We start from the raw sequence: 19,303 nt of genomic DNA, 5'->3' as shown, positions 1-19,303 counted from the left end.
CGACCTCCGCCGGGGTACGACAAATCCCGCTCCGAGCGCCCGCTCCCGGCAGAGTCACCGACCCACCACCGGGCGACCAACACACCCCGCTTGGCAGCACCCCGAACAACCCCTAAACCCGCGACCAAACAGGGGAGTTACTACGTGATCCAGACAGGTTCGGCTTCGATCGAGGAAACGGTCCGCGCGGTGCTGCGCGACGTGCTCGGCCTGTCGGACGAACGGGCGGCGGCGTTCGACGACGCGACCCCGCTGTTCGGCGCGCTCCCCGAACTCGATTCGATGGCCGTCGCCGGCGTCCTGACCGAGATGGAGGACCGGCTGGGCATCCTGATCGAGGATGACGATATCGACGGCGACACGCTCGAAACCTTCGGCTCGCTGGTCGCCTTCGCCCGCGCCAAGGTTCCCGCTTGATCGACCGCTACGACTGGCCCGGCGGGCATGAGGCGCTGTGGCGCTTCGGTCCCGATACCGGTCCGTTCGTAATGATGCTGCTGCCCCCGTTCGAAGAGGCGAACCGCACCCGCACCTTCGCGGTGCGTCTGCTCCGCGAACTTGCCGCGCGCGGTATCGCATCGGTCCTGCCCGACCTGCCGGGACAGGGCGACAGCCTGCTTGCCACCGAAGCTGCGACCCTCGCCGACTGGCGCGCCGCCGTCACCGCGCTGGTCACCGCCATCGACCGCCCGGTCGTCGGTGCGGCGATCCGCGCCGGTGCCTTGCTCGACTGCGACGCCGACCTTGCCGGCCGGTGGCACCTCTCGCCCCAGTCCGGCACCGCGCTGGTCCGCGAACTCGGCCGGATCGCCAGCGGGATCGACCGCAGTGCCGCGATGGTCGAAATTGCCGGCAATCGCATCGCGACCGCGCTGCTGGACGAACTCGACACGGCGCTCCCCTGCGACACCCATCCCCGTCGCGTCGTCCGCCTCGGCACCGATCCGAAGGACGCCGACCTGCGTATCGACGCCGCGCCCTTGTGGCGCCGCGCCGAGCCGGGCGACGACCTCGCGCTGGCCGAACAGCTTGCCGACGACCTCGCCGCATGGAGCCGCGCATGCGTCGGCTGGTGACCTTTCCCTGCCTGGGCGAAACCCTTGCCGGCACGCTCGACGCCGCGCCCGGCACCACCGGCCTGCTGATCGTCTCGGGCGGCAACGAACTGCGCATCGGCGCCCATCGCGGCATGGCGCTGCTCGCGGCCGCCATCGCCGCTGCCGGCTATCCGGTCCTGCGCTTCGACCGGCGCGGCCTCGGCGATTCGACCGGCCGCAATGAAGGCTTCCGCACCAGCGCCCCCGACATCGCCGCCGCCGCCGCCTTTTTGCGCGAACAGACCGGCGTCACGCGGATGGTGGCATTCGGCAATTGCGACGCCGCGACCGCGCTGGCGCTGTTCCACGCGGACGCCGGGATCGACCGCCTCGTCCTCGCAAACCCCTGGATTGTCGAGCCTTCGGGCGACCTGCCGCCCCCCGCCGCGATCCGCGCGACCTATGCCCAGCGCCTGTCCTCGCCCGCCGAATGGCGCCGGCTGCTGACCGGCGGCGTCAACTTCCGCCGCCTGGCGCAAGGTTTGGCAACCATTGCCCGGTCCCGCCGCACCCAAAACGACCTCGCCCGAACCTTCGCCCGGTCCCTCGCCTCTGGAAGCCCGGCCGACATCCTGCTCGCCACCCGCGACCACACCGCCGTGGCATTCCTCGATGCGTGGCACCTTCGCCACCTTACCGCCCTGCACCACCGCGACAGCGACAGCCACAGCTTCGCCCGCCCCGGCGACGCCGACTGGCTCCGCGACCGCCTGCTCGACGCCCTCAGTCGAGATTAGGCCGCAGCCACCGCTCCGCCTGCTCCAGGCTGACGCCGCGCCGCGTCGCATAGTCCTCCAGCTGGTCCCGCCCGATCCGCGCCACCCCGAAATAGGCGCTGTCGGGATGCCCGAAATAAAAGCCCGACACCGCCGCCGTCGGCAGCATGGCAAAGCTGTCGGTCAGCGTGATTCCAGTGGCTTGGGCAGCCCCCAGCATGTCGAACAGGATCGGCTTCTGGCTATGGTCGGGGCACGCCGGATAGCCCGGCGCCGGGCGAATCCCGCGATACTGCTCGCGGATGATCGCCTCGTTGGTCAGCTGCTCGTCCGGCGCATAGCCCCACAGCTCGGTCCGCACATGATGGTGCAGCCGCTCGGCAAACGCCTCGGCCAGTCGGTCCGCCAGCGCCTTCAACAGGATGTCCTGATAATCGTCGTTATCCGCCTTGAACCGCGCGATATGCGGGTCGATCCCGTGGATCCCGACCGCGAACCCACCCATCCAGTCGCCCGCCGGATCGACGAAATCCGCCAGGCACATATTGGCCCGCCCCTCCCGCTTCTTCACCTGCTGGCGCAGGAACGGCATGCGGATCGCATGGGTGGCGTGGGTCGTCTGCATCGGCGTCGCAAAGTCGTGCGGCACCCCCGACAGCGGCGACACCCGCCCGGCCTCCATCGCCGGCTCCAGCTGCTCGGCCGGCACGTCGACGATCACGTCGTCGCCGTCCCGCCGGCAATGCCACAGCGCCGCAACCCCCTTTGCCGTAAGCCATTTCTCGGCGATGATCCGGTCCAGCATCGCCTGCGCATCGGCATAGAGCGACGTCGCGCTTTCCCCCACGACCTCGTCGGTCAGGATCGCCGGAAAATTGCCCGCCAACTCCCACGCGCGGAAAAACGGCGTCCAATCGATATAGTCGCGCAGGTCCGCCAGGTCCCAGTCGTCGAACACATGCCGCCCCGGCTTGTTCGGCGCGGCCGGCTTCTGGCCGAAGTCCGCCACAAATCCATTGGCCCGCGCCTCCGCAATCGGAGCGAGGTCGCTTTGCCCCTTCCCCGCCCGCGCGATCCGCACCGCCTCATAGTCGGCCGCGATCTGCTCGACATAGGCATCGCGCGCGGTGTCGCTCACCAAGGTCGTCGCCACGCCTACCGCCCGGCTGGCGTCGAGAACATGGACGATCGGACCATCATAGGCCGGTGAGATGCGCAGTGCCGTATGGACCTTGGACGTGGTCGCACCACCGATCAGCAGCGGCATGGTCATGCCCGCGCGCTTCATCTCCTCGGCGACGGTGACCATCTCGTCCAGCGACGGCGTGATCAGGCCCGACAGGCCGATCATGTCGGCGTCATTCTCGTTCGCGGCCTCTAAAATCTTGGTCCACGGCACCATGACGCCAAGGTCGACCACGTCGAACCCGTTGCACTGCAGGACGACGCCGACGATGTTCTTGCCGATATCATGCACGTCGCCCTTGACGGTCGCCATGATGATCTTGCCCTTGCCCTTGGCGCCGGGCTCCTTCGCCGCCTCGATGAAGGGCAGCAGATGCGCGACCGCCTTCTTCATCACCCGCGCGGACTTGACGACCTGCGGCAGGAACATCTTGCCCGACCCGAACAGGTCCCCAACGACGTTCATCCCGTCCATTAGCGGCCCTTCGATCACCTCGATCGGCCGGGCGAATTGCTGGCGGCATTCCTCGGTATCGTCGACGACATGCGCGTCGATGCCCTTGACCAGCGCATATTCGAGCCGCTTGACGACGGGCAGCGAGCGCCATTCCGCCGCCGCCTTCTCGGCGACCGCATCGGTGCCCTTATACTTCTCCGCCAGCGCGATCAGCCGCTCGGTCGCGTCGGGATCGCGGTTGAGGATCACATCCTCGCACGCCGTCCGCAGCTCGGCATCGATCGTGTCGTACACGTCGAGCTGCCCGGCGTTGACGATCCCCATGTCCATCCCCGCCGGGATGGCGTGGTACAGGAAGATCGAATGCATCGCCCGCCGCACCGGCTCGTTCCCGCGAAAGCTGAACGACAGGTTCGATAGCCCGCCCGAGATATGACAATGCGGGCAGCGCGCCTTGATCTCGCGGCACGCCTCGATGAAGTCGACGCCGTAGTTGTTATGCTCCTCGATCCCCGTCGCCACCGCGAAGATATTGGGATCGAAGATGATGTCCTCGGGCGGAAAGCCGATACCGGTCAGCAGCTTGTAGGCACGCTCGCAAATCTCGACCTTGCGGTCCTTGGTATCCGCCTGCCCGACCTCGTCGAACGCCATCACCACGACCGCCGCGCCATAGTTCATGCAGATGCGGGCATGGTGCAGGAACTGCTCCTCGCCCTCCTTCATGCTGATCGAATTGACGATCGGCTTGCCGGACACACACTTCAGCCCCGCCTCGATCACATCCCATTTGGAACTGTCGACCATCACCGGGATGCGGGCGATATCCGGTTCGGCCTGGATCAGCTTCAGGAAGGTCGTCATCGCATGGTGCGCGTCGAGCAACCCTTCGTCCATGTTGACGTCGAGGACCTGCGCCCCGCTCTCGACCTGCTGCAGCGCGACCTCGACCGCGGCGGCATAGTCGCCCGCCATCACCAGCTTCTTGAAGCGGGCCGATCCGGTCACATTGGTGCGTTCGCCGATATTGACGAAGTTGGTCGAGGCGTTGGTCATGTCAGCTTTCTCTCCCTCTCCCCTTCAGGGGAGAGGGTCGGGGAGAGGGGAATGTGCGGAGAGGGCGGTGAACGTCCCCTCTCCCAACCCTCTCCCCTGAATGGGAGAGGGCTTTTAGCAGCTACGCCGCCATCGTGAACGGTTCCAGCCCGGCAAGCCGCGTCTGTACCGGCACGCCCGGCACCTTGCGCGGCGCGACGCCACGAACGCGATCGGCCATCGCCTTGATATGCGCCGGCGTCGATCCGCAGCAGCCGCCCAATACGTTCACCTGCCCATGATCCGCCCAGTCGCCGACCAGCGCCGCCGTCGTCTCCGGCGCTTCGTCATAGGCGCCCAGTTCGTTGGGCAGGCCGGCATTGGGATAGACCATGATCAGCGTGTCGCAGATGTCGCTGAGCGTCTTCACATGCGGGCGCAGCTGTTCCGCGCCGAACGAACAGTTCAGCCCGATCGTCACCGGCTTCGCATGACGGATCGCGTGCCAGAACGCCTCGACCGTATGGCCCGACAGGTTGCGGCCCGACAGGTCGGTCAGCGTCATCGACAGCATGATCGGCAAGTCGCGCCCCAACGCTTGGCCGGCCTCGATCGCCGCCAGAACCCCGGCCTTGGCATTCAGCGTGTCGAACACCGTCTCGATCAGCACGAAGTCAATGCCGCCGGTGACCAGCGCATCGATCTGGTCGCGATACACGCCCTTCAAATGGTCGAAGTCGATCTCGCGATAGCCCGGATCGTTGACGTCCGGTGATAGCGAGAGCGTCTTGTTGGTCGGCCCGATCGCCCCCGCCACGAAACGCGGGCGTCCGTCTCGCGCGGCATAGTCGTCGGCCAGCCGGCGAGCGATCCGCGCGCTTTCGATGTTGATATCGGCGACCAGCGCCTCCGCACCATAATCCGCTTGGCTGATCAGGTTCGCGCTGAAGGTGTTGGTCGACACGATATCCGACCCGGCGTCCAGATAGGCGCGGGTGATCGTTTCCGGCACCTCCGGCTTGGTGATCGCCAGGATATCGTTGTTGCCCTTCTGGTCGTGGCCGAGCGTCAGCGAGCCGGCATAATCCGCCTCGGACAGCTTCCAGTTCTGGATTTCGGTACCGAACGCGCCATCGGTGATGAGGACGCGCTGGGCGGCTTCGGCGTTCAGCCGTTCGCGGGCGGTGGTCATGTCGTGTTCCTCAAACCGTGAGTTCAGGCCGCGGCGGCGACCGGCGTCGCCTTCGGCCGCAACCCCATCAGGTGGCAAATGGCGTAGGACAGTTCTGCGCGGTTGAGCGTGTAGAAATGGAAGTCGCGGACGCCGCCGGCATAGAGCTTGCGGCACATTTCGGCGGCCACCGTCGCGGCGACCAGCTGCCGTGCGCCGGGATGATCGTCCAGCCCTTCGAACAGCCGGTCCATCCACGCCGGAATCGACGCCCCGCACAGACCGGCGAACTTGCGGACCTGCGCCACATTCGACACCGGCAGGATACCCGGTACCAGATCGGCGTTGATACCCGCCGCCGCCGCCGCGTCACGGAAGCGGAAGAACGCCTCGGGCGTGAAGAAGAACTGTGTGATCGCGCGGGTCGCGCCGGCATCGATCTTGGCGCGAAGGTTATCCAGATCGGCCGCCTGATGCTCCGAATCCGGGTGGCATTCGGGATAGGCCGCGACCGAAATCTCGAACGGGTGCAGCTTCTGCAGCCCTGCAACCAGCGCCGCCGCATTCTCATACCCATCAGGATGGGCGACGAACTTCTGCCCCATGGTCGGCGGATCGCCGCGCAGCGCGACGATATGGCGGACGCCCGCCGCCCAATATTCCTGCGCGACCTGATCGATCTCGGCGCGGCTCGCCTCGACACAAGTCAGATGCGCGGCGGCGGGCATCGACGTCTCGCGCGCGATCCGGGCGACGGTAGCATGGGTCCGCTCCCGGGTCGATCCACCCGCGCCATAGGTGACGCTGACGAACTTGGGGGCGAGCGGCTCCAGCGCGCGCACCGTTTCCCACAACGCTGCTTCCATCTTCTCGGTCTTGGGCGGGAAGAATTCGAAGCTGACCGCGCAATCGCCGGCCAGATCGGCGAACAGCGGCGCATCGAGCGCGCGGCGCGCTTCTTCGAGATCGGAAATGGTAGGAGTCATGCCGCCTTCACCTCTTGTACGTCGTACGCCCGCCGCGCCATCCACAGCTTGACCGTCAGTTCGCCGCCACCCAGCGTCTGGATCGACACCGGTGACAATCCCGTTTCCGCGAACCAGCCCAGCATCTGTTCGTCGGAGAAGCCCAGTCGCGCATGGGCATCGCGAACCCGCAGTTCCTCGCGCTGATGCGGCGCGAAGTCGCAGATCAACAGCCGACCGCCGGGCCGCAATACCCGCGCCGCCTCTGCAATCGCCGCACCGGGATGCTGCACGAAATGCAGGACATGATGCAGCACCGCGGCATCGGCCGCCCCCGCCTCAAGCGGGAGCGCCTGAATGTCCGCCTGTCGCAATTCGGCATGGTCCAGTCCGCGCTCGGTCAGCTTGGCTCGCGCCAGTCGCAGCATCTCCGACGACCGGTCGATGCCGATCGCCTGCTCCGCCTGCGGAGCGAACAATTCCAGCATCCGCCCGGTACCGGTGCCAATATCGACCAGCAGGCCGATCGGATCGGAGCCCAGCGTCGCCAGCATCGCCCGTTCGACCTGCTCCTCCGCGACATGCAGCGAACGGATCGCATCCCATTCGCCGGCATGCGCCTCGAACCAGGCGGCGGCGGCGGCGGCGCGATCGGCCCGCACCTCCGCCAGTCGGGCGCCATCGATCTCGCGCCACGCGTCATCGTCCGCTACCCAGGCATCGAGCGCCTCCAGCAGCGGCGCGACAAGCGCCGGCTCCCCCAGCGCGACGAATACCCAGCTGCCTTCCTTGCGGCGGACCGTGAGCCCGGCATCGCACAGGATCTTGATATGGCGGCTGACCCGCGGCTGGCTCTGTTCCAGCACCTGCGCCAATTCGCCGACAGACAATTCCATCGACCGCAACAACCCGATGACCCGCAAGCGGGTCGCGTCGCTGGCGGCGCGTAATATGTCGAGGGCCGGTGCCATGACTATTGATATAAAGAAATCTTTATATCAGGTCAATCGGCGAAACCATGCGCCGCCCGGATAATCGACGATGCAACCGCCGTGCCGCTGATGCGTTTGGCGCCCGGTCATAACGGAAGGGAAACCGCCATGAAGAAGCTCATTCTGCTGCCGCTCGCCGCCGCCGCATTCTCGATCGGCGCTTGCAGCCAGAAGGCGCAGAACGAAACCGGCGAGGCGGCCGACGCCGTTGCCGCCGATGTCAACGCGACGATGGGCGAAGCCGTCGACGACGTGCAGGCCGCTGGCGACCGTGCCTTCGGCGCCGCCGAGAACGCCGCCGACCGCGCTGGCCAGAAGATCGACAACGCGACCGATCGCGCTGGTGCCGCGCTTGAACGCGGTGCGGCCAAGGCCGACGCCGCTGCCGACAACGCGCAGCGCGAAGCCGGCCAGGAACTGGAACAGGCCGGCCGCGAAATGCAGCGCTGATCCTCTTCGGTTAGCAGACAAGGCCGTGTCCCGACGCAACGGGGCGCGGCCTTTTTTGTTTGGAGATTATCGATGCGCCCTGCCCCTATCCTCGCCCTGGCCTTGGCCACCCTGCTCCCGGCCGGATGCAGCGGGTCCGACGACCGCTCGGCCCCCGGCGGCGTCACACAGGACGAGGCAGCCGCGCTGAACGACGCCGCCGCCATGCTAGACAATGGCGCGCTCGACGCCAACGCCATCGCCCCCGATCCGAAGGACTGACCATGACCGCTATTCCGCTCCGAACGCTGGGCGCCACCGATCTGCAAACCCCGCCCCTGATCCTGGGTGGTAACGTCTTCGGCTGGACGATCGACCGCGATTCCAGCTTCCGCATCCTGGACGCCTTCGTCGACCTGGGCGGCACGATGATCGATACCGCCGACGTCTATTCCGCGTGGGTCGACGGGCACCGTGGCGGCGAGTCCGAGACCATCATCGGCGAATGGCTGCGCCGGTCGGGCAAGCGTGACCTCGTCCTGATCGCGACGAAGGTCGGCATGCTTCCCGGAGAAGGGGGCGAAAAACTGGCGCCCAGCCGGATCGCGGCGGCCGCCGAGGCATCGCTCGACCGGCTCGGCACCGATCATATCGACCTCTATTACGCACATCAGGACGACGACGACACGCCGCAGGAGGATTATCTGGCGGCGTTCGGCCGGCTGGTCGATGCCGGAAAGGTTCGCGTGCTCGGCGCGTCCAATTTCCGCGCCATGCGACTGAAGTCGGCACTCGACCTTGCGACGTCAGAAGGACTGCCGCGCTTCCATGCGCTCCAGCCCGAATATAATCTGGTGAGCCGCCGCAAATATGAGGGCGAACTCCAGAACCTCTGCGTCGAGCATAATATCGGCGTGGCGCCCTATTACGGCCTCGCCTCGGGGTTCCTCACCGGCAAGTACCGCTCCACGGAAGACCTGTCGAAAAGTGTGCGCGGCGGTGGCATGGCCAAGCTGCTGGCCGGGAAAGGCGCCGCCGTTCTTGCCGCGATGGATGCCGTCGCGGCAGAAACCGGCGCGACCCTGGCACAGATCGCGCTCGCGTGGCTGGCAGCACAGGAAGGCGTGACCGCGCCGATCGCCAGCGCCACCAGCGTCGATCAGCTCGAGGAACTGGTCGGTGCGTGGCAGATCGACCTGACGGCCGACCAACTCGCCCACCTGACCGACGCGGGCGTGTAAAGTCCGGGGCCGGGCAACGCGCCCGGCCTCGCTTATTCGGCGGCTTCGGCCACCTCCGCAAATTCCGCCGCCTGCAGGAAACGTTCGGCGTCCAGCGCCGCCATGCAGCCGGTGCCCGCAGCCGTCACCGCCTGGCGATAGACCTTGTCCATCACGTCGCCGCACGCGAAGACGCCAGGCACGCTGGTCCGGGTCGAACCGGTTTCGACAGCGATATAGCCATCATCATCGAGCGCGAGATGCCCCCGGAACAGCTCGGTCGCCGGATGGTGGCCGATCGCGACGAAGCCGCCATCGACGTCCAGCATCGACAGTTCGCCGGTCACGGTGTCCTTCAATTCGATCCCGACCAGCCCATGCGGATCGCCGCCACCGACGAAACGCTCGACCTGCTTGTTCCACAGGACGCTGATCTTGTCGCTGGCGAACAGCCGCTGTTGCAGGATGCGTTCGGCGCGGAAGCTGTCGCGGCGATGGATGATCGTCACATCGTCGCTATGGTTGGTCAGGTACAGCGCTTCCTCGACCGCAGTATTCCCGCCACCGATCACCGCCACCTTCTTGCCTCGGTAGAAGAACCCGTCACAGGTCGCGCAGGCCGACACGCCCTTGCCCTTGAGCAGTTCTTCGCTGTCGAGGCCGAGCCAGCGCGCCTGCGCACCGGTGGCGATCACCAGCACCTCGCCTTCATAAACGTCGCCGCTATCGCCGGTCAGGCGAAACGGCCGTCGGGTCAGGTCGACATCGACGATCGTATCCCACATCATCCGGGTACCGACATGCTCGGCCTGCGCCTGCATTTCACCCATCAGCCACGGCCCCTGCACGACGTCGCGAAAGCCGGGATAGTTCTCGACGTCCGTCGTGGTCATCAACTGACCGCCGGGCTGGATGCCCTGCACCACGATCGGCTCCATGCCGGCGCGCGCGCCGTAAATTGCAGCAGAGAGACCCGCCGGTCCCGAACCTAGGACGAGCATGCGAGTGTGGTGCGTGACAGCCATGAGATCATATTCCGTTCGATGCGAGCGGCCCGTCTAGGCCGGTCGCGGGGTCGAACGCAACATGGGGAACGTCAGGTGGCGCGCAAGTCGCCTTACAGGACGAACGCCAGGATGACGGCCCAGAGCGGTATGGCCAACAGCATGCCGGAGAGAAGCCCGGAAAGATGCGGCGGACGATCCTGAACACCGCGAACGGGCGTCGGGCGGGCGGGGGCAACGATCGGCATGGCGGCTATCCTCTCTTGCTCGTATCACCACCAACAACGAACGAGCGCGCCGCAAGTTCGATCTAGCTGAACGGAACATGAAGAATACGAGAGATCGGCGTCGCGGACGCTGCGCTGACGCCTTGGCGGGTGGTAGCGAAGGAGGGATTTGAACCCCCGACCCCAGGATTATGATTCCCGTGCTCTAACCAACTGAGCTACTTCGCCCCGCCGCATCCCCATCGGGGAGGGCGGCCCTATACGAACGCGAATCGTTGCGGTCAAGCGAACATGTGTCGGGAAAATAATTCCCACGGCCCGCCACGATACCACCAGCTGGCCAAACCCGCGATTTTCAGCGGGTGCGGGGTAAATCCGGCGGACAATTCGGCCAGCAACGCCTTTGCGGCAGCGGGTTCGACCTTGTTCTGAATCGTGACATGTGGACGCCATCCGGCGCGGTCCTGCGGCGTCAGCATCGATGCGAACGCATCGGCCAGTTCGGCGCGGACCGATTCGAGATCGGGCGATTCGATGCGATAGGCCACGCCCCGGCCGAGGTTCATCAAGCCGCCGACCCGGGCAAACGGCGCCGGCACGCCGCGCGTCAGCGCGTTCAGGCGTTGCTTCAGTTCCGGTCCCAGCTCCGGGGCCAGATGGTGGAACATCGTGCAATGCGCCGCAAGGACGTTGCGCTCGGGCGGAAAATAGGCGCGCCGCTGCCGGTCGAACCACGCCTGATCCTCATGCCCGAACAAGGCGGTCACGATGATCGGGGCGGGGTCGGGCGGGGTCAAATCTCGACCTGACTGCCGAGCTCGACGACGCGGTTGGTCGGCAGGCGGAAGAACTCCATCGCGCTTTCCGAATTCTGCAGCATCCACGCGAACAGCTTTTCGCGCCAGATCATCATGCCCGGCCGCGATGACGGCAAGAGCGTCTGGCGCGCGAGGAAGAAGCTGGTGTCCATCATCCGGAAGTCGCCGCCGCAACAGCCGACCGCCTTCAGCGCGCCGGGAACGTCGGGGTCCTGCATGAAGCCGAACTTCAGGATCATGCGGTGGAAGCCCTGCCCCAGATCCTCGTTCTTCGTGCGAAGCTCGGGGTCGACATAGGGCGTGTCGGCGATCTTCACGGTGAGCAGGATCACCCGCTCGTGCAGCACCTTGTTATGCTTCAGATTGTGGAGCAGCGCGTGGGGCACGCCTTCGGGGGTCGACGTCATGAAGACGGCGGTGCCGGGCACGCGGGTGGCGCTGCTGGCCGCCGACTGGATGAACACCTTGATCGGCATCGCGGCCTCGCGCATCCGCTCGATCATCAGCTTGCGCCCCTTGGCCCAGGTGGTCAGCAGGACGAAGACGACGATGCCGACCAGCAGTGGGAACCAGCCGCCATCGGGCACCTTGGTCAGGTTCGACGCGAAATAGGCGCCGTCGATGCACAGGAACATGAACATGAACGCGGCGACCGCAGCGACGGGCCAGTTCCACACCCGCTTGATCAGCACCGCGATCATGCAAGTGCTGATGAACATCGTGCCCGTCACGGCAATGCCATAGGCTGCGGCCAGGTTCGACGATTCCTGGAACCCGAAGATCAGCAGCAGGACCATGACCAGCAGCGCCCAGTTCACCGCCGGGATGTAGATCTGCCCCGCGGCATCGGCGCTGGTATGTTCGATGCGCAGGCGCGGCATCAGCCCCAACTGCACCGCCTGCTGCACGACCGAGAAGGCCCCGGTGATCACCGCCTGGCTGGCGATGATCGTCGCGAGCGTCGCGAGGATGACGAGCGGAAGGCGGAAATCCTCCGACGCCATGAAGAAGAACGGGTTGGACGCCGCATCCGGGTTCTGGAGCAGCAGCGCCCCCTGCCCCAGATAGTTCAGCATCAACGCCGGGAACACGACGTACAGCCACGCAACCGAGATCGGCCGGCGCCCGAAATGGCCCATATCGGCGTACAGCGCCTCGGCACCGGTCACGGCCAGCACCACCGACCCGAGCGCAAGGAACGCCATGATGCCGTCCTGCGCGAAGAATCGCACGGCCCAGATCGGGTTCAGCGCCTGGAAAATGTCGGGTCGTTCGAGAATGTTAAGGACGCCGAGGAACGTCAGCGTCGCGAAATAGGCGATCATGATCGGCCCGAACAGCCGCCCGACGCTGGCCGTGCCGACCGCCTGCAGCCAGAACAGCCCGATCATGATGACCACCGCGATCGGGATCACGAACGGGTCGAAACCGGCATTGACCGTCGCCAGCCCCTCGACCGCCGACAGCACCGACACGGCGGGCGTGATCATGCAGTCGCCGAAAAACAGCGCCGTCGCGAGCACGCCGAGGATGACGAGGCTGGCGGTCCAGCGACCGCCACCGCTCTTGCGCTGGATCAGCGCCAGCAGCGCCAGGCTGCCGCCTTCGCCATTGTTATCGGCGCGCATGATGATGAAGACGTATTTCAGCGTCACGATCAGCATCAGCGACCAGAAGACGAGGCTGACCACGCCGAAGATGTTGAGCTGGTCGACCGGCAACCGGTGATGGCCGACGAAGGTCTCCTTCATCGCATAGAGCGGCGAAGTGCCGATATCGCCATAGACGATGCCGAGCGCGCCGAGCGACAGCTTGGCGAGCGACTGGCGCGGCCCATGATGGGTCGCGCCCGTGTCGGGCAGGTCGGCGGCTTCCGACGAAGCCTCTCGGGAGAATATCACGGGCGCGGGAACCGCGCCGAAGTGGCAACGAGTTTGGTCATGTCGACCGCGTCCCAGTGGTTCAAGGCCGGGCCGTTAGCACGCGCAATATTGCTGTGCAATCGTCCGCACTGCACGCCTGCGGCTGCATCGGGGATGAACGGGAGTTTTGGGTGATGCTGCGGCGGTGGCAGGAGGTTGGCGTGCGTACGTGCGTTCGGGGCACGACGGCCATTACAGAACCAGACGTCACCCCGGACTTGATCCGGGGTCCCGCTTCTACTTCCGACGTCGAGAGAAGCGGGCCCCCGGCTCAAGGCCGGGGTGACGAGGAAATTAGTTCGTCAGCAGCGCGCGAATCGCCGCCAGCGCTTCGTCGCCCTTGGCTCCGTCCGGGCCACCGCCCTGAGCCATGTCAGGGCGACCGCCGCCCCCCTGCCCGCCCAGCGCCGCGACCGCCGCCTTGACCAGATCGACCGCGCTGATCCGGCCGGTCAGGTCGCTCGACACCCCGACCCCGACCGAGGCGCGGCCGTCATTGACCGCGACCAGCGCAACGACGCCCGAGGGAACGCGCGCACGGGCTTCATCGATCGTCCCGCGCAATGCCTTGGCATCGAGCCCGTCGATCACCTGACCCAGAAAGGCGATGTCGCCGACCTGTTCCGGACCGGCCGGCGCCGCACCCGCACCGCCGCCCATGGCCAGCGCCTTCTTCGCCTCGGCCAGTTCGCGTTCCAGACGACGCCGATCCTCGACGAGCTGCGCCACGCGGGCGGGCACTTCGTCGGGGGTCGCCTTCAGCGCGGCAGCGGCTTCCCGCAGCTTCGCGTCGCGATTGCCGAGCCATTGGCGCGCTGCCTCGCCGGTCAGCGCCTCGACGCGGCGGACGCCCGAGGACACCGCGCCTTCGGACACGATCTTGAACAGGCCGATTTCGCCAAGCGCATTGACGTGCGTCCCGCCGCATAACTCGATCGAATAGGTGCCTTCCGCATCCTGTCCCATCGACACGACGCGGACCTCGTCGCCATATTTCTCGCCGAACAGCGCCATCGCGCCCATCGCGATCGCATCGTCGGGGGTCATCAGCCGGGTGGTGACCGCACCGTTGCCGCGCACCTGCGCGTTGACGTCGGCCTCGACCAGCGCCAGCGCGTCCGCCGCGATCGGGGAGGGTTGCGAGAAGTCGAAGCGCAGCCGCTCAGGCGCGACCATCGATCCCTTCTGCGCGACATGGGTGCCGAGCCGCTCCCGCAACGCCTCATGCAACAGGTGCGTCGCGGAGTGGTTGGCGCGAATCTGCGCACGGCGCGCGGTGTCGATCGTCAGCGCGACGCTGTCGCCGACCTTCAGGCTGCCGGCGTCGATCGTCGCGACATGGGCATGGAGCTTGCCGAGTTGCTTGGCGGTATCGGTGACGGTCGCCATGAACCCGGCATCGGTGGTCATGGTGCCGGCATCGCCGACCTGCCCGCCGCTTTCGGCATAGAAGGGCGTCTGGTTGGTGAGCACCAACACCTCGTCACCCGCCTCAGCCGAATCGACCCGCGCGCCGTCCTTGACGATCGCGACGACCTGCCCCTCGCCCGCCTCGACCGAATAGCCGATGAATTCGGTCGGTCCGGCGGTTTCGAGGACGTCGAACCAGACATCGTCCGACGCCTTGGCACCCGAGCCCTTCCACGCAGCACGCGCGGCGCGCTTCTGTTCGGCCATCGCCGCGTCGAATCCGGCACGGTCGACGCCGTACCCTTGCGCACGCAGGGCGTCCTCGGTCAGGTCATAGGGGAAGCCATAGGTGTCGTAGAGCTTGAACGCGGTCTCGCCGGCCAGCGTCGCGCCTTCGGCGAAATCGGCAGTCGCCTCGTCGAGCAGCTTCAGCCCCTTGTCGAGGGTGCGGCGGAACTGGGTTTCTTCCTGCTGCAACGTCGCTTCGATCAGCGGCTGCGCGCGGACCAGCTCCGGATAGGCCGCGCCCATTTCAGATACGAGCGAGCCGACAAGCCGGTGCATCAACGGGTCCTTGGCACCCAGCAGATGCGCGTGCCGCATCGCGCGGCGCATGATCCGGCGGAGCACATAACCGCGGCCTTCGTTCGCCGGCAGCACGCCATCGGCCACCAGGAAACCCGACGCGCGCAGGTGATCGGCGATGACGCGGTGGCTGGCCTGCGTCGCCCCTTCGGCGCGGGTGCCGGTCAGTTCGCAGGATGCGGCGATCAGCGCCTTGAAGGTATCGGTGTCGTAATTGTCCGACACGCCCTGCATAACCGCTGCAATGCGTTCGAGGCCCATGCCGGTGTCGATCGACTTCTTGGGCAGTTCGCCGACGATCTCGTTGGCGTCCTGCTCGAACTGCATGAACACCAGGTTCCAGATCTCGACGAACCGGTCGCCATCCTCGTCCGGCGAACCGGGGGGACCGCCGGGGATGTGGTCGCCGTGATCGTAGAAGATTTCCGAGCACGGACCGCACGGGCCGCTGTCGCCCATCGCCCAGAAATTGTCCTTGGTCGGGATGCGGATGATCTTGTGATCGGGCAGCCCGGCGATCTTCTTCCACAGGTCGAACGCTTCGTCGTCGGTATGATAGACAGTCGCGGTCAGCTTCTCCGCTGGCAGTCCCCAGTCGCGGGTCAGCAGGGTCCAGGCGTTCAGGATCGCCTGTTCCTTGAAATAATCGCCGAAGGAGAAATTGCCGAGCATTTCGAAGAAGGTATGATGCCGCGCGGTATAGCCGACATTGTCGAGATCGTTATGCTTGCCGCCCGCGCGCACGCATTTCTGCGACGACGTCGCCGTCACGTAAGGCCGCGTCTCGAGGCCGGTGAACACGTTCTTGAACGGCACCATGCCCGCATTGACGAACATCAGCGTCGGATCGTTCTGCGGAACAAGCGGCGCGGAGGGCACGCGGGCGTGGCCCGCCTTCTCGAAAAAGTCGAGGAACGAGCGGCGGACATCATTGGTCGAGGTCATGTCCGCTCGATACGCAGGCGCGCGCGACTTGCCAAGCGAGGACACGCACAGGGGTTGACCCGGACGAAACATTCCCGTCCTTTCCCGTGCAAACGATCAGGGACTACGCATGGCCAAGCGGCTTACGACTTTCATTCTCATCGCGCTGGTGGCGGGGCTCGTGCTCGGCTGGGCGCTGAATGCCGGGCTGGACGATGGCGGCGGCGCCGGCACCGCGACGCTGAAGAATATCGCCTATTATCTGTCCGCCGTGACCACCGTGTTCCTGCGGCTGATCAAGATGATCATCGCGCCGCTCGTCTTCTCGACGCTGGTCGTCGGCATCGCGCATATGGGCGACAGTTCGTCGCTGGGCCGGGTCGGGCTGCGGTCGTTCGGCTGGTTCGTGATGGCCAGCTTCATCTCGCTGATGCTCGGGCTGTTGCTGGTCAATCTGTTGCAGCCGGGCGTGGGTCTGGGCCTGCCCGTCCCGCCGGTCACCGCCGCGACCGGCGTCGACAAGCCGGCATTCGATTTCGTGAAGTTCGTCGGCCATATCTTCCCCGCCTCGGGCATCGAGGCGATGGCGACGAACGAGATCTTGCAGATCGTCATCTTCTCGCTGTTCATCGGCGTCGCGCTGACGGCGGTCGGCGACAAGGGCAAGCCGCTGGTCCGCGCGCTCGAAGGGCTGGTCGCGGTGATGTTGCAGGTCACCGATTACGTCATGCGCTTTGCCCCGTTCGCGGTGTTTGCGGCGGTGACGGCGACGCTGGCCGAACGGGGACCGGGGATCATCGGCGACCTCGCCTATTTCATGGGCAGCTTCTACCTCGGCCTCGCCACGCTATGGACGGTGCTGATCGGCATCGCCTTCGCCATCATCGGCCCGCGCGTGAAGATGCTGCTGCGCTATCTGCGCGATCCGATCCTGCTCGGCTTTTCGACCGCCTCGTCGGAGGCCGCCTATCCGCGCACGCTGGAAGCGCTCGACCGGTTCGGCGTACCGCCGCGCATCGCCAGCTTCGTGCTGCCGCTCGGCTATTCGTTCAACCTCGACGGGTCGATGATGTACATGACCTTCGCGTCGATCTTCATCGCGCAGGCGTACGGCATCGACCTCAGCTGGGGACAGATGTTCCTGATGCTGCTGGTGCTGATGGTCACGTCGAAGGGGATTGCCGGTGTCCCGCGCGCCAGCCTGGTGGTCATCGCCGCGACGCTCGGCATGTTCAACATCCCCGAAGCCGGGTTGTTGCTGATCCTTGCCATCGACCATTTCCTCGACATGGGCCGCACCGCGACCAATGTCGTCGGCAATGCCATCGCCGCCAGCGTCATCGCCAAATGGGAGGGCGGGTTCGATCCGCCCGAATCGCCGGAGATCGAACCGCTGCCGACCCCGTCGGGACAGCCGCGCACCGACGTGCCCGACAGCTTCCGCGACATGGGCGGCCCGCCGCCCTCCGCGCACTGAGCGACCAGTATCGATATGAACCGACCGCGCAGCAAGGCCCGCGTCGGGCATCCTGATCTGGCAAAGGTGCTGAGCGGCATGTTCTCGTGGCAATCGACCGTCCGCCGGGTGGCGGCGTGGGCATGATGACGCTGATCGAAGCGGGGGCCAGCGACGCCGCCGATCCGCTGCACAGCGTCCGCGACCGCTTCGCTCTGCCCGAGGGCGTGATCTATCTCGACGGCAATTCGCTCGGCGCTCTCCCGCGCACCACCCCGGCGCGGTTGCAGCAGGTCGCGACGCAGCAATGGGGCGACGGGCTGATCCGCAGCTGGAACGCGCATGACTGGATCGGCGCAGCGCGGCGGATCGGGGCGAAGATCGCGCCGTTTATCGGCGCACAACCGGACGAGGTGGTGGTCGCCGATTCGACCTCCGCCAACCTGTACAAGCTGCTGGTGGCGGCGTTGAAGGCACGGCCGGGGCGCGCCACGATCCTGTCCGAACCCGGCAACTTCCCGACCGATCTCTACATCGCCGATGGCGCCGCGTGGAGCGTCGGCGATGCGCGGATCAGGACCGTGCCGGTCGACACCATCGTCGACGCGATCGACGACGATGTCGCCGTCGTGATGCTCACCCATGTCCATTACAAGAGCGGCGCGATGCTCGACATGGCCGGCATCACCGCCGCCGCGCAGGCACGGGGCGCGCTGGTGCTGTGGGACCTCAGCCACAGCGTCGGCGCGGTGCCGCTCGACCTCACGGGCTGCAACGCCGACCTGGCGGTCGGCTGCGGCTATAAATATCTGAACGGCGGCCCCGGTGCGCCCGCCTTTCTCTACGTCGCAAAGCGTCACCATGCGACATTGCGATCGCCCTTGTCGGGCTGGCTGGGCCATGCCGCACCGTTCGATTTCAGCGACGATTACGCCCCGGCCGCCGACATTTCGCGCTTCCAATGCGGGACACCACCGATCCTCGCGCTTGCCGCGCTAGAAGAGGGAATTGCGCAATTCGACGGCGTCGACCGGGATGCGCTGATCGCCAAGTCCCGCGCGCTCGGCGACTCCTGCATCGCGCTGGTCGAGGCGCGATGCCCGGAGCTGACGCTCATCAGCCCGCGCGATGCCGCCCGGCGCGGCAGCCATGTATCGTTCCGCCATCCCCATGCCTATGCAATCTGCCAGGCGTTGATCGATCGCGGCGTGATCGGCGATTTCCGCGCGCCCGACGCGCTGCGGCTGGGGTTCGCGCCGCTCTATATCGGCTTTGCCGATGTGTGGCGGGCGGTCGATATCCTGCGGCGAATTCTCGACGATCGCAGCTGGGACGATCCCAGATACCATGCCCGCAACGCCGTAACCTGACGGAACGAACTGGGAACGCGCGGGTTGGTGGCGGTGAAAGGAATTCTGCGATGACCGACCACCCGAACCCCAAGAGCGAACCCTTTTCGAATGCCGAAAAGGACCCGGACGACTGGACGACCGGCGACGAACCGATGACCGGCGCCCAGGCGTCCTATCTGAAGACGCTAAGCGAAGAAGCGGGCGAGCCGTTCGACGATTCGCTGACCAAGGCGGATGCGTCCAAGGCGATCGACGCGTTGCAGGCAAAGACCGGGCGCGGCGCCTGAGCGGACGGCAGGCGGACTGGAGTCTGATCCAGCTCCTCCGAAACGGGCGTC

Annotated in this window: 18 protein-coding genes and 1 tRNA gene; 9 read left to right on the top strand and 10 right to left on the bottom strand. The window is 66.2% G+C overall.

What is annotated here, in order from left to right:
• Positions 1-144: 144 nt before the first annotated feature.
• From AVT10_RS01985 to AVT10_RS01975, 3 genes are read left to right on the top strand one after another with little or no spacing between them, the layout of a single operon-like run.
• Entirely contained in the window at positions 145-417 is a 273-nt protein-coding gene (locus tag AVT10_RS01985; RefSeq protein ID WP_066687638.1) for an acyl carrier protein, read from the top strand.
• Positions 414-1,076: an alpha/beta hydrolase gene (locus AVT10_RS01980; protein WP_066687636.1), complete on the top strand. Its 663-nt coding sequence runs from the start codon at positions 414-416 to the stop codon at positions 1,074-1,076. Before AVT10_RS01985 ends, AVT10_RS01980 begins: the two co-directional genes overlap by 4 nt.
• The gene (locus AVT10_RS01975) at positions 1,061-1,834 is read left to right on the top strand and encodes a hydrolase 1, exosortase A system-associated (RefSeq protein ID WP_066688094.1); all 774 of its coding nucleotides are present in this window, start codon (positions 1,061-1,063) and stop codon (positions 1,832-1,834) included. Before AVT10_RS01980 ends, AVT10_RS01975 begins: the two co-directional genes overlap by 16 nt.
• Here AVT10_RS01975 and metH read toward each other — a convergent pair.
• The 4 genes from metH to AVT10_RS01955 all read right to left on the bottom strand — a co-directional run bounded on the left by metH (position 1,821) and on the right by AVT10_RS01955 (position 7,597).
• Positions 1,821-4,511 (bottom strand): methionine synthase, encoded by a 2,691-nt coding sequence (gene metH, locus AVT10_RS01970; protein ID WP_066687633.1) that lies wholly within the window; start codon positions 4,509-4,511, stop codon positions 1,821-1,823. The genes AVT10_RS01975 and metH overlap by 14 nt on opposite strands.
• A gap of 121 nt (positions 4,512-4,632) precedes the next feature.
• Positions 4,633-5,682, bottom strand: a complete 1,050-nt coding sequence (locus tag AVT10_RS01965; protein ID WP_066687628.1) for a homocysteine S-methyltransferase family protein — start codon at positions 5,680-5,682, stop codon at positions 4,633-4,635.
• Positions 5,683-5,705: 23 nt separating this feature from the next.
• Positions 5,706-6,647: a methylenetetrahydrofolate reductase [NAD(P)H] gene (gene metF, locus AVT10_RS01960; RefSeq protein ID WP_066687599.1), complete on the bottom strand. Its 942-nt coding sequence runs from the start codon at positions 6,645-6,647 to the stop codon at positions 5,706-5,708.
• Positions 6,644-7,597 carry an ArsR/SmtB family transcription factor gene (locus tag AVT10_RS01955; protein ID WP_066687597.1) on the bottom strand — a complete coding sequence of 318 codons (954 nt, stop codon included), beginning with the start codon at positions 7,595-7,597 and terminating at the stop codon, positions 6,644-6,646. The genes metF and AVT10_RS01955 overlap by 4 nt, the downstream gene beginning before the upstream one ends.
• Positions 7,598-7,687: 90 nt before the next feature.
• Between AVT10_RS01955 and AVT10_RS01950 the strand changes: the two genes are divergently transcribed.
• From AVT10_RS01950 to AVT10_RS01940, 3 genes are all read left to right on the top strand, one after another.
• Positions 7,688-8,068: a hypothetical protein gene (locus AVT10_RS01950; RefSeq protein ID WP_232307847.1), complete on the top strand. Its 381-nt coding sequence runs from the start codon at positions 7,688-7,690 to the stop codon at positions 8,066-8,068.
• Between the two features lie 102 nt (positions 8,069-8,170).
• The gene (locus AVT10_RS01945; RefSeq protein ID WP_157092660.1) at positions 8,171-8,329 is read left to right on the top strand and encodes a hypothetical protein; all 159 of its coding nucleotides are present in this window, start codon (positions 8,171-8,173) and stop codon (positions 8,327-8,329) included.
• 2 nt (positions 8,330-8,331) lie between these two features.
• Positions 8,332-9,288, top strand: coding sequence for an aldo/keto reductase (locus AVT10_RS01940; RefSeq protein WP_198158472.1), 957 nt, complete (start codon positions 8,332-8,334; stop codon positions 9,286-9,288).
• Positions 9,289-9,320: 32 nt separating this feature from the next.
• Here AVT10_RS01940 and trxB read toward each other — a convergent pair whose 3' ends face one another.
• The 6 genes from trxB to alaS form a co-directional block, all read right to left on the bottom strand.
• Positions 9,321-10,268, bottom strand: coding sequence for a thioredoxin-disulfide reductase (gene trxB / locus AVT10_RS01935; protein WP_066687592.1), 948 nt, complete (start codon positions 10,266-10,268; stop codon positions 9,321-9,323).
• 116 nt (positions 10,269-10,384) lie between these two features.
• Positions 10,385-10,519, bottom strand: a complete 135-nt coding sequence (locus tag AVT10_RS18830) for a hypothetical protein (protein ID WP_269746887.1) — start codon at positions 10,517-10,519, stop codon at positions 10,385-10,387.
• Between the two features lie 130 nt (positions 10,520-10,649).
• Positions 10,650-10,726 (bottom strand) — tRNA-Met (locus tag AVT10_RS01930).
• A 53-nt stretch (positions 10,727-10,779) separates the two neighbouring features.
• Positions 10,780-11,295, bottom strand: coding sequence for a 2'-5' RNA ligase family protein (locus AVT10_RS01925; RefSeq protein WP_066687589.1), 516 nt, complete (start codon positions 11,293-11,295; stop codon positions 10,780-10,782).
• Positions 11,292-13,214: a potassium transporter Kup gene (locus tag AVT10_RS01920; RefSeq protein WP_066688091.1), complete on the bottom strand. Its 1,923-nt coding sequence runs from the start codon at positions 13,212-13,214 to the stop codon at positions 11,292-11,294. The genes AVT10_RS01925 and AVT10_RS01920 overlap by 4 nt, the downstream gene beginning before the upstream one ends.
• 318 nt (positions 13,215-13,532) lie before the next feature.
• On the bottom strand, positions 13,533-16,178 hold the full coding sequence (alaS, locus tag AVT10_RS01915) for an alanine--tRNA ligase (protein WP_066687587.1): 2,646 nt from the start codon (positions 16,176-16,178) through the stop codon (positions 13,533-13,535).
• Positions 16,179-16,287: 109 nt separating this feature from the next.
• On the opposite strand from alaS, the gene AVT10_RS01910 reads away from it, so the two are divergent.
• From AVT10_RS01910 to AVT10_RS01900, 3 genes are all read left to right on the top strand, one after another.
• Complete coding sequence (locus tag AVT10_RS01910) at positions 16,288-17,634, top strand: dicarboxylate/amino acid:cation symporter (protein ID WP_066687585.1); 1,347 nt, start codon at positions 16,288-16,290, stop codon at positions 17,632-17,634.
• 125 nt (positions 17,635-17,759) lie between these two features.
• Complete coding sequence (kynU, locus tag AVT10_RS01905; protein ID WP_066688086.1) at positions 17,760-18,983, top strand: kynureninase; 1,224 nt, start codon at positions 17,760-17,762, stop codon at positions 18,981-18,983.
• A gap of 50 nt (positions 18,984-19,033) precedes the next feature.
• The gene (locus tag AVT10_RS01900) at positions 19,034-19,252 is read left to right on the top strand and encodes a DUF3072 domain-containing protein (protein ID WP_066687583.1); all 219 of its coding nucleotides are present in this window, start codon (positions 19,034-19,036) and stop codon (positions 19,250-19,252) included.
• Positions 19,253-19,303: the final 51 nt, after the last annotated feature.

The sequence above is a fragment of the Sphingomonas hankookensis genome (genome assembly GCF_001619955.1).
GTDB classification, from domain to species: Bacteria; Pseudomonadota; Alphaproteobacteria; order Sphingomonadales; family Sphingomonadaceae; genus Sphingomonas; species Sphingomonas hankookensis_A.
Note: the sequence above shows the minus strand (reverse complement) of the source record. Positions and strands in the feature narration are given on the sequence as shown.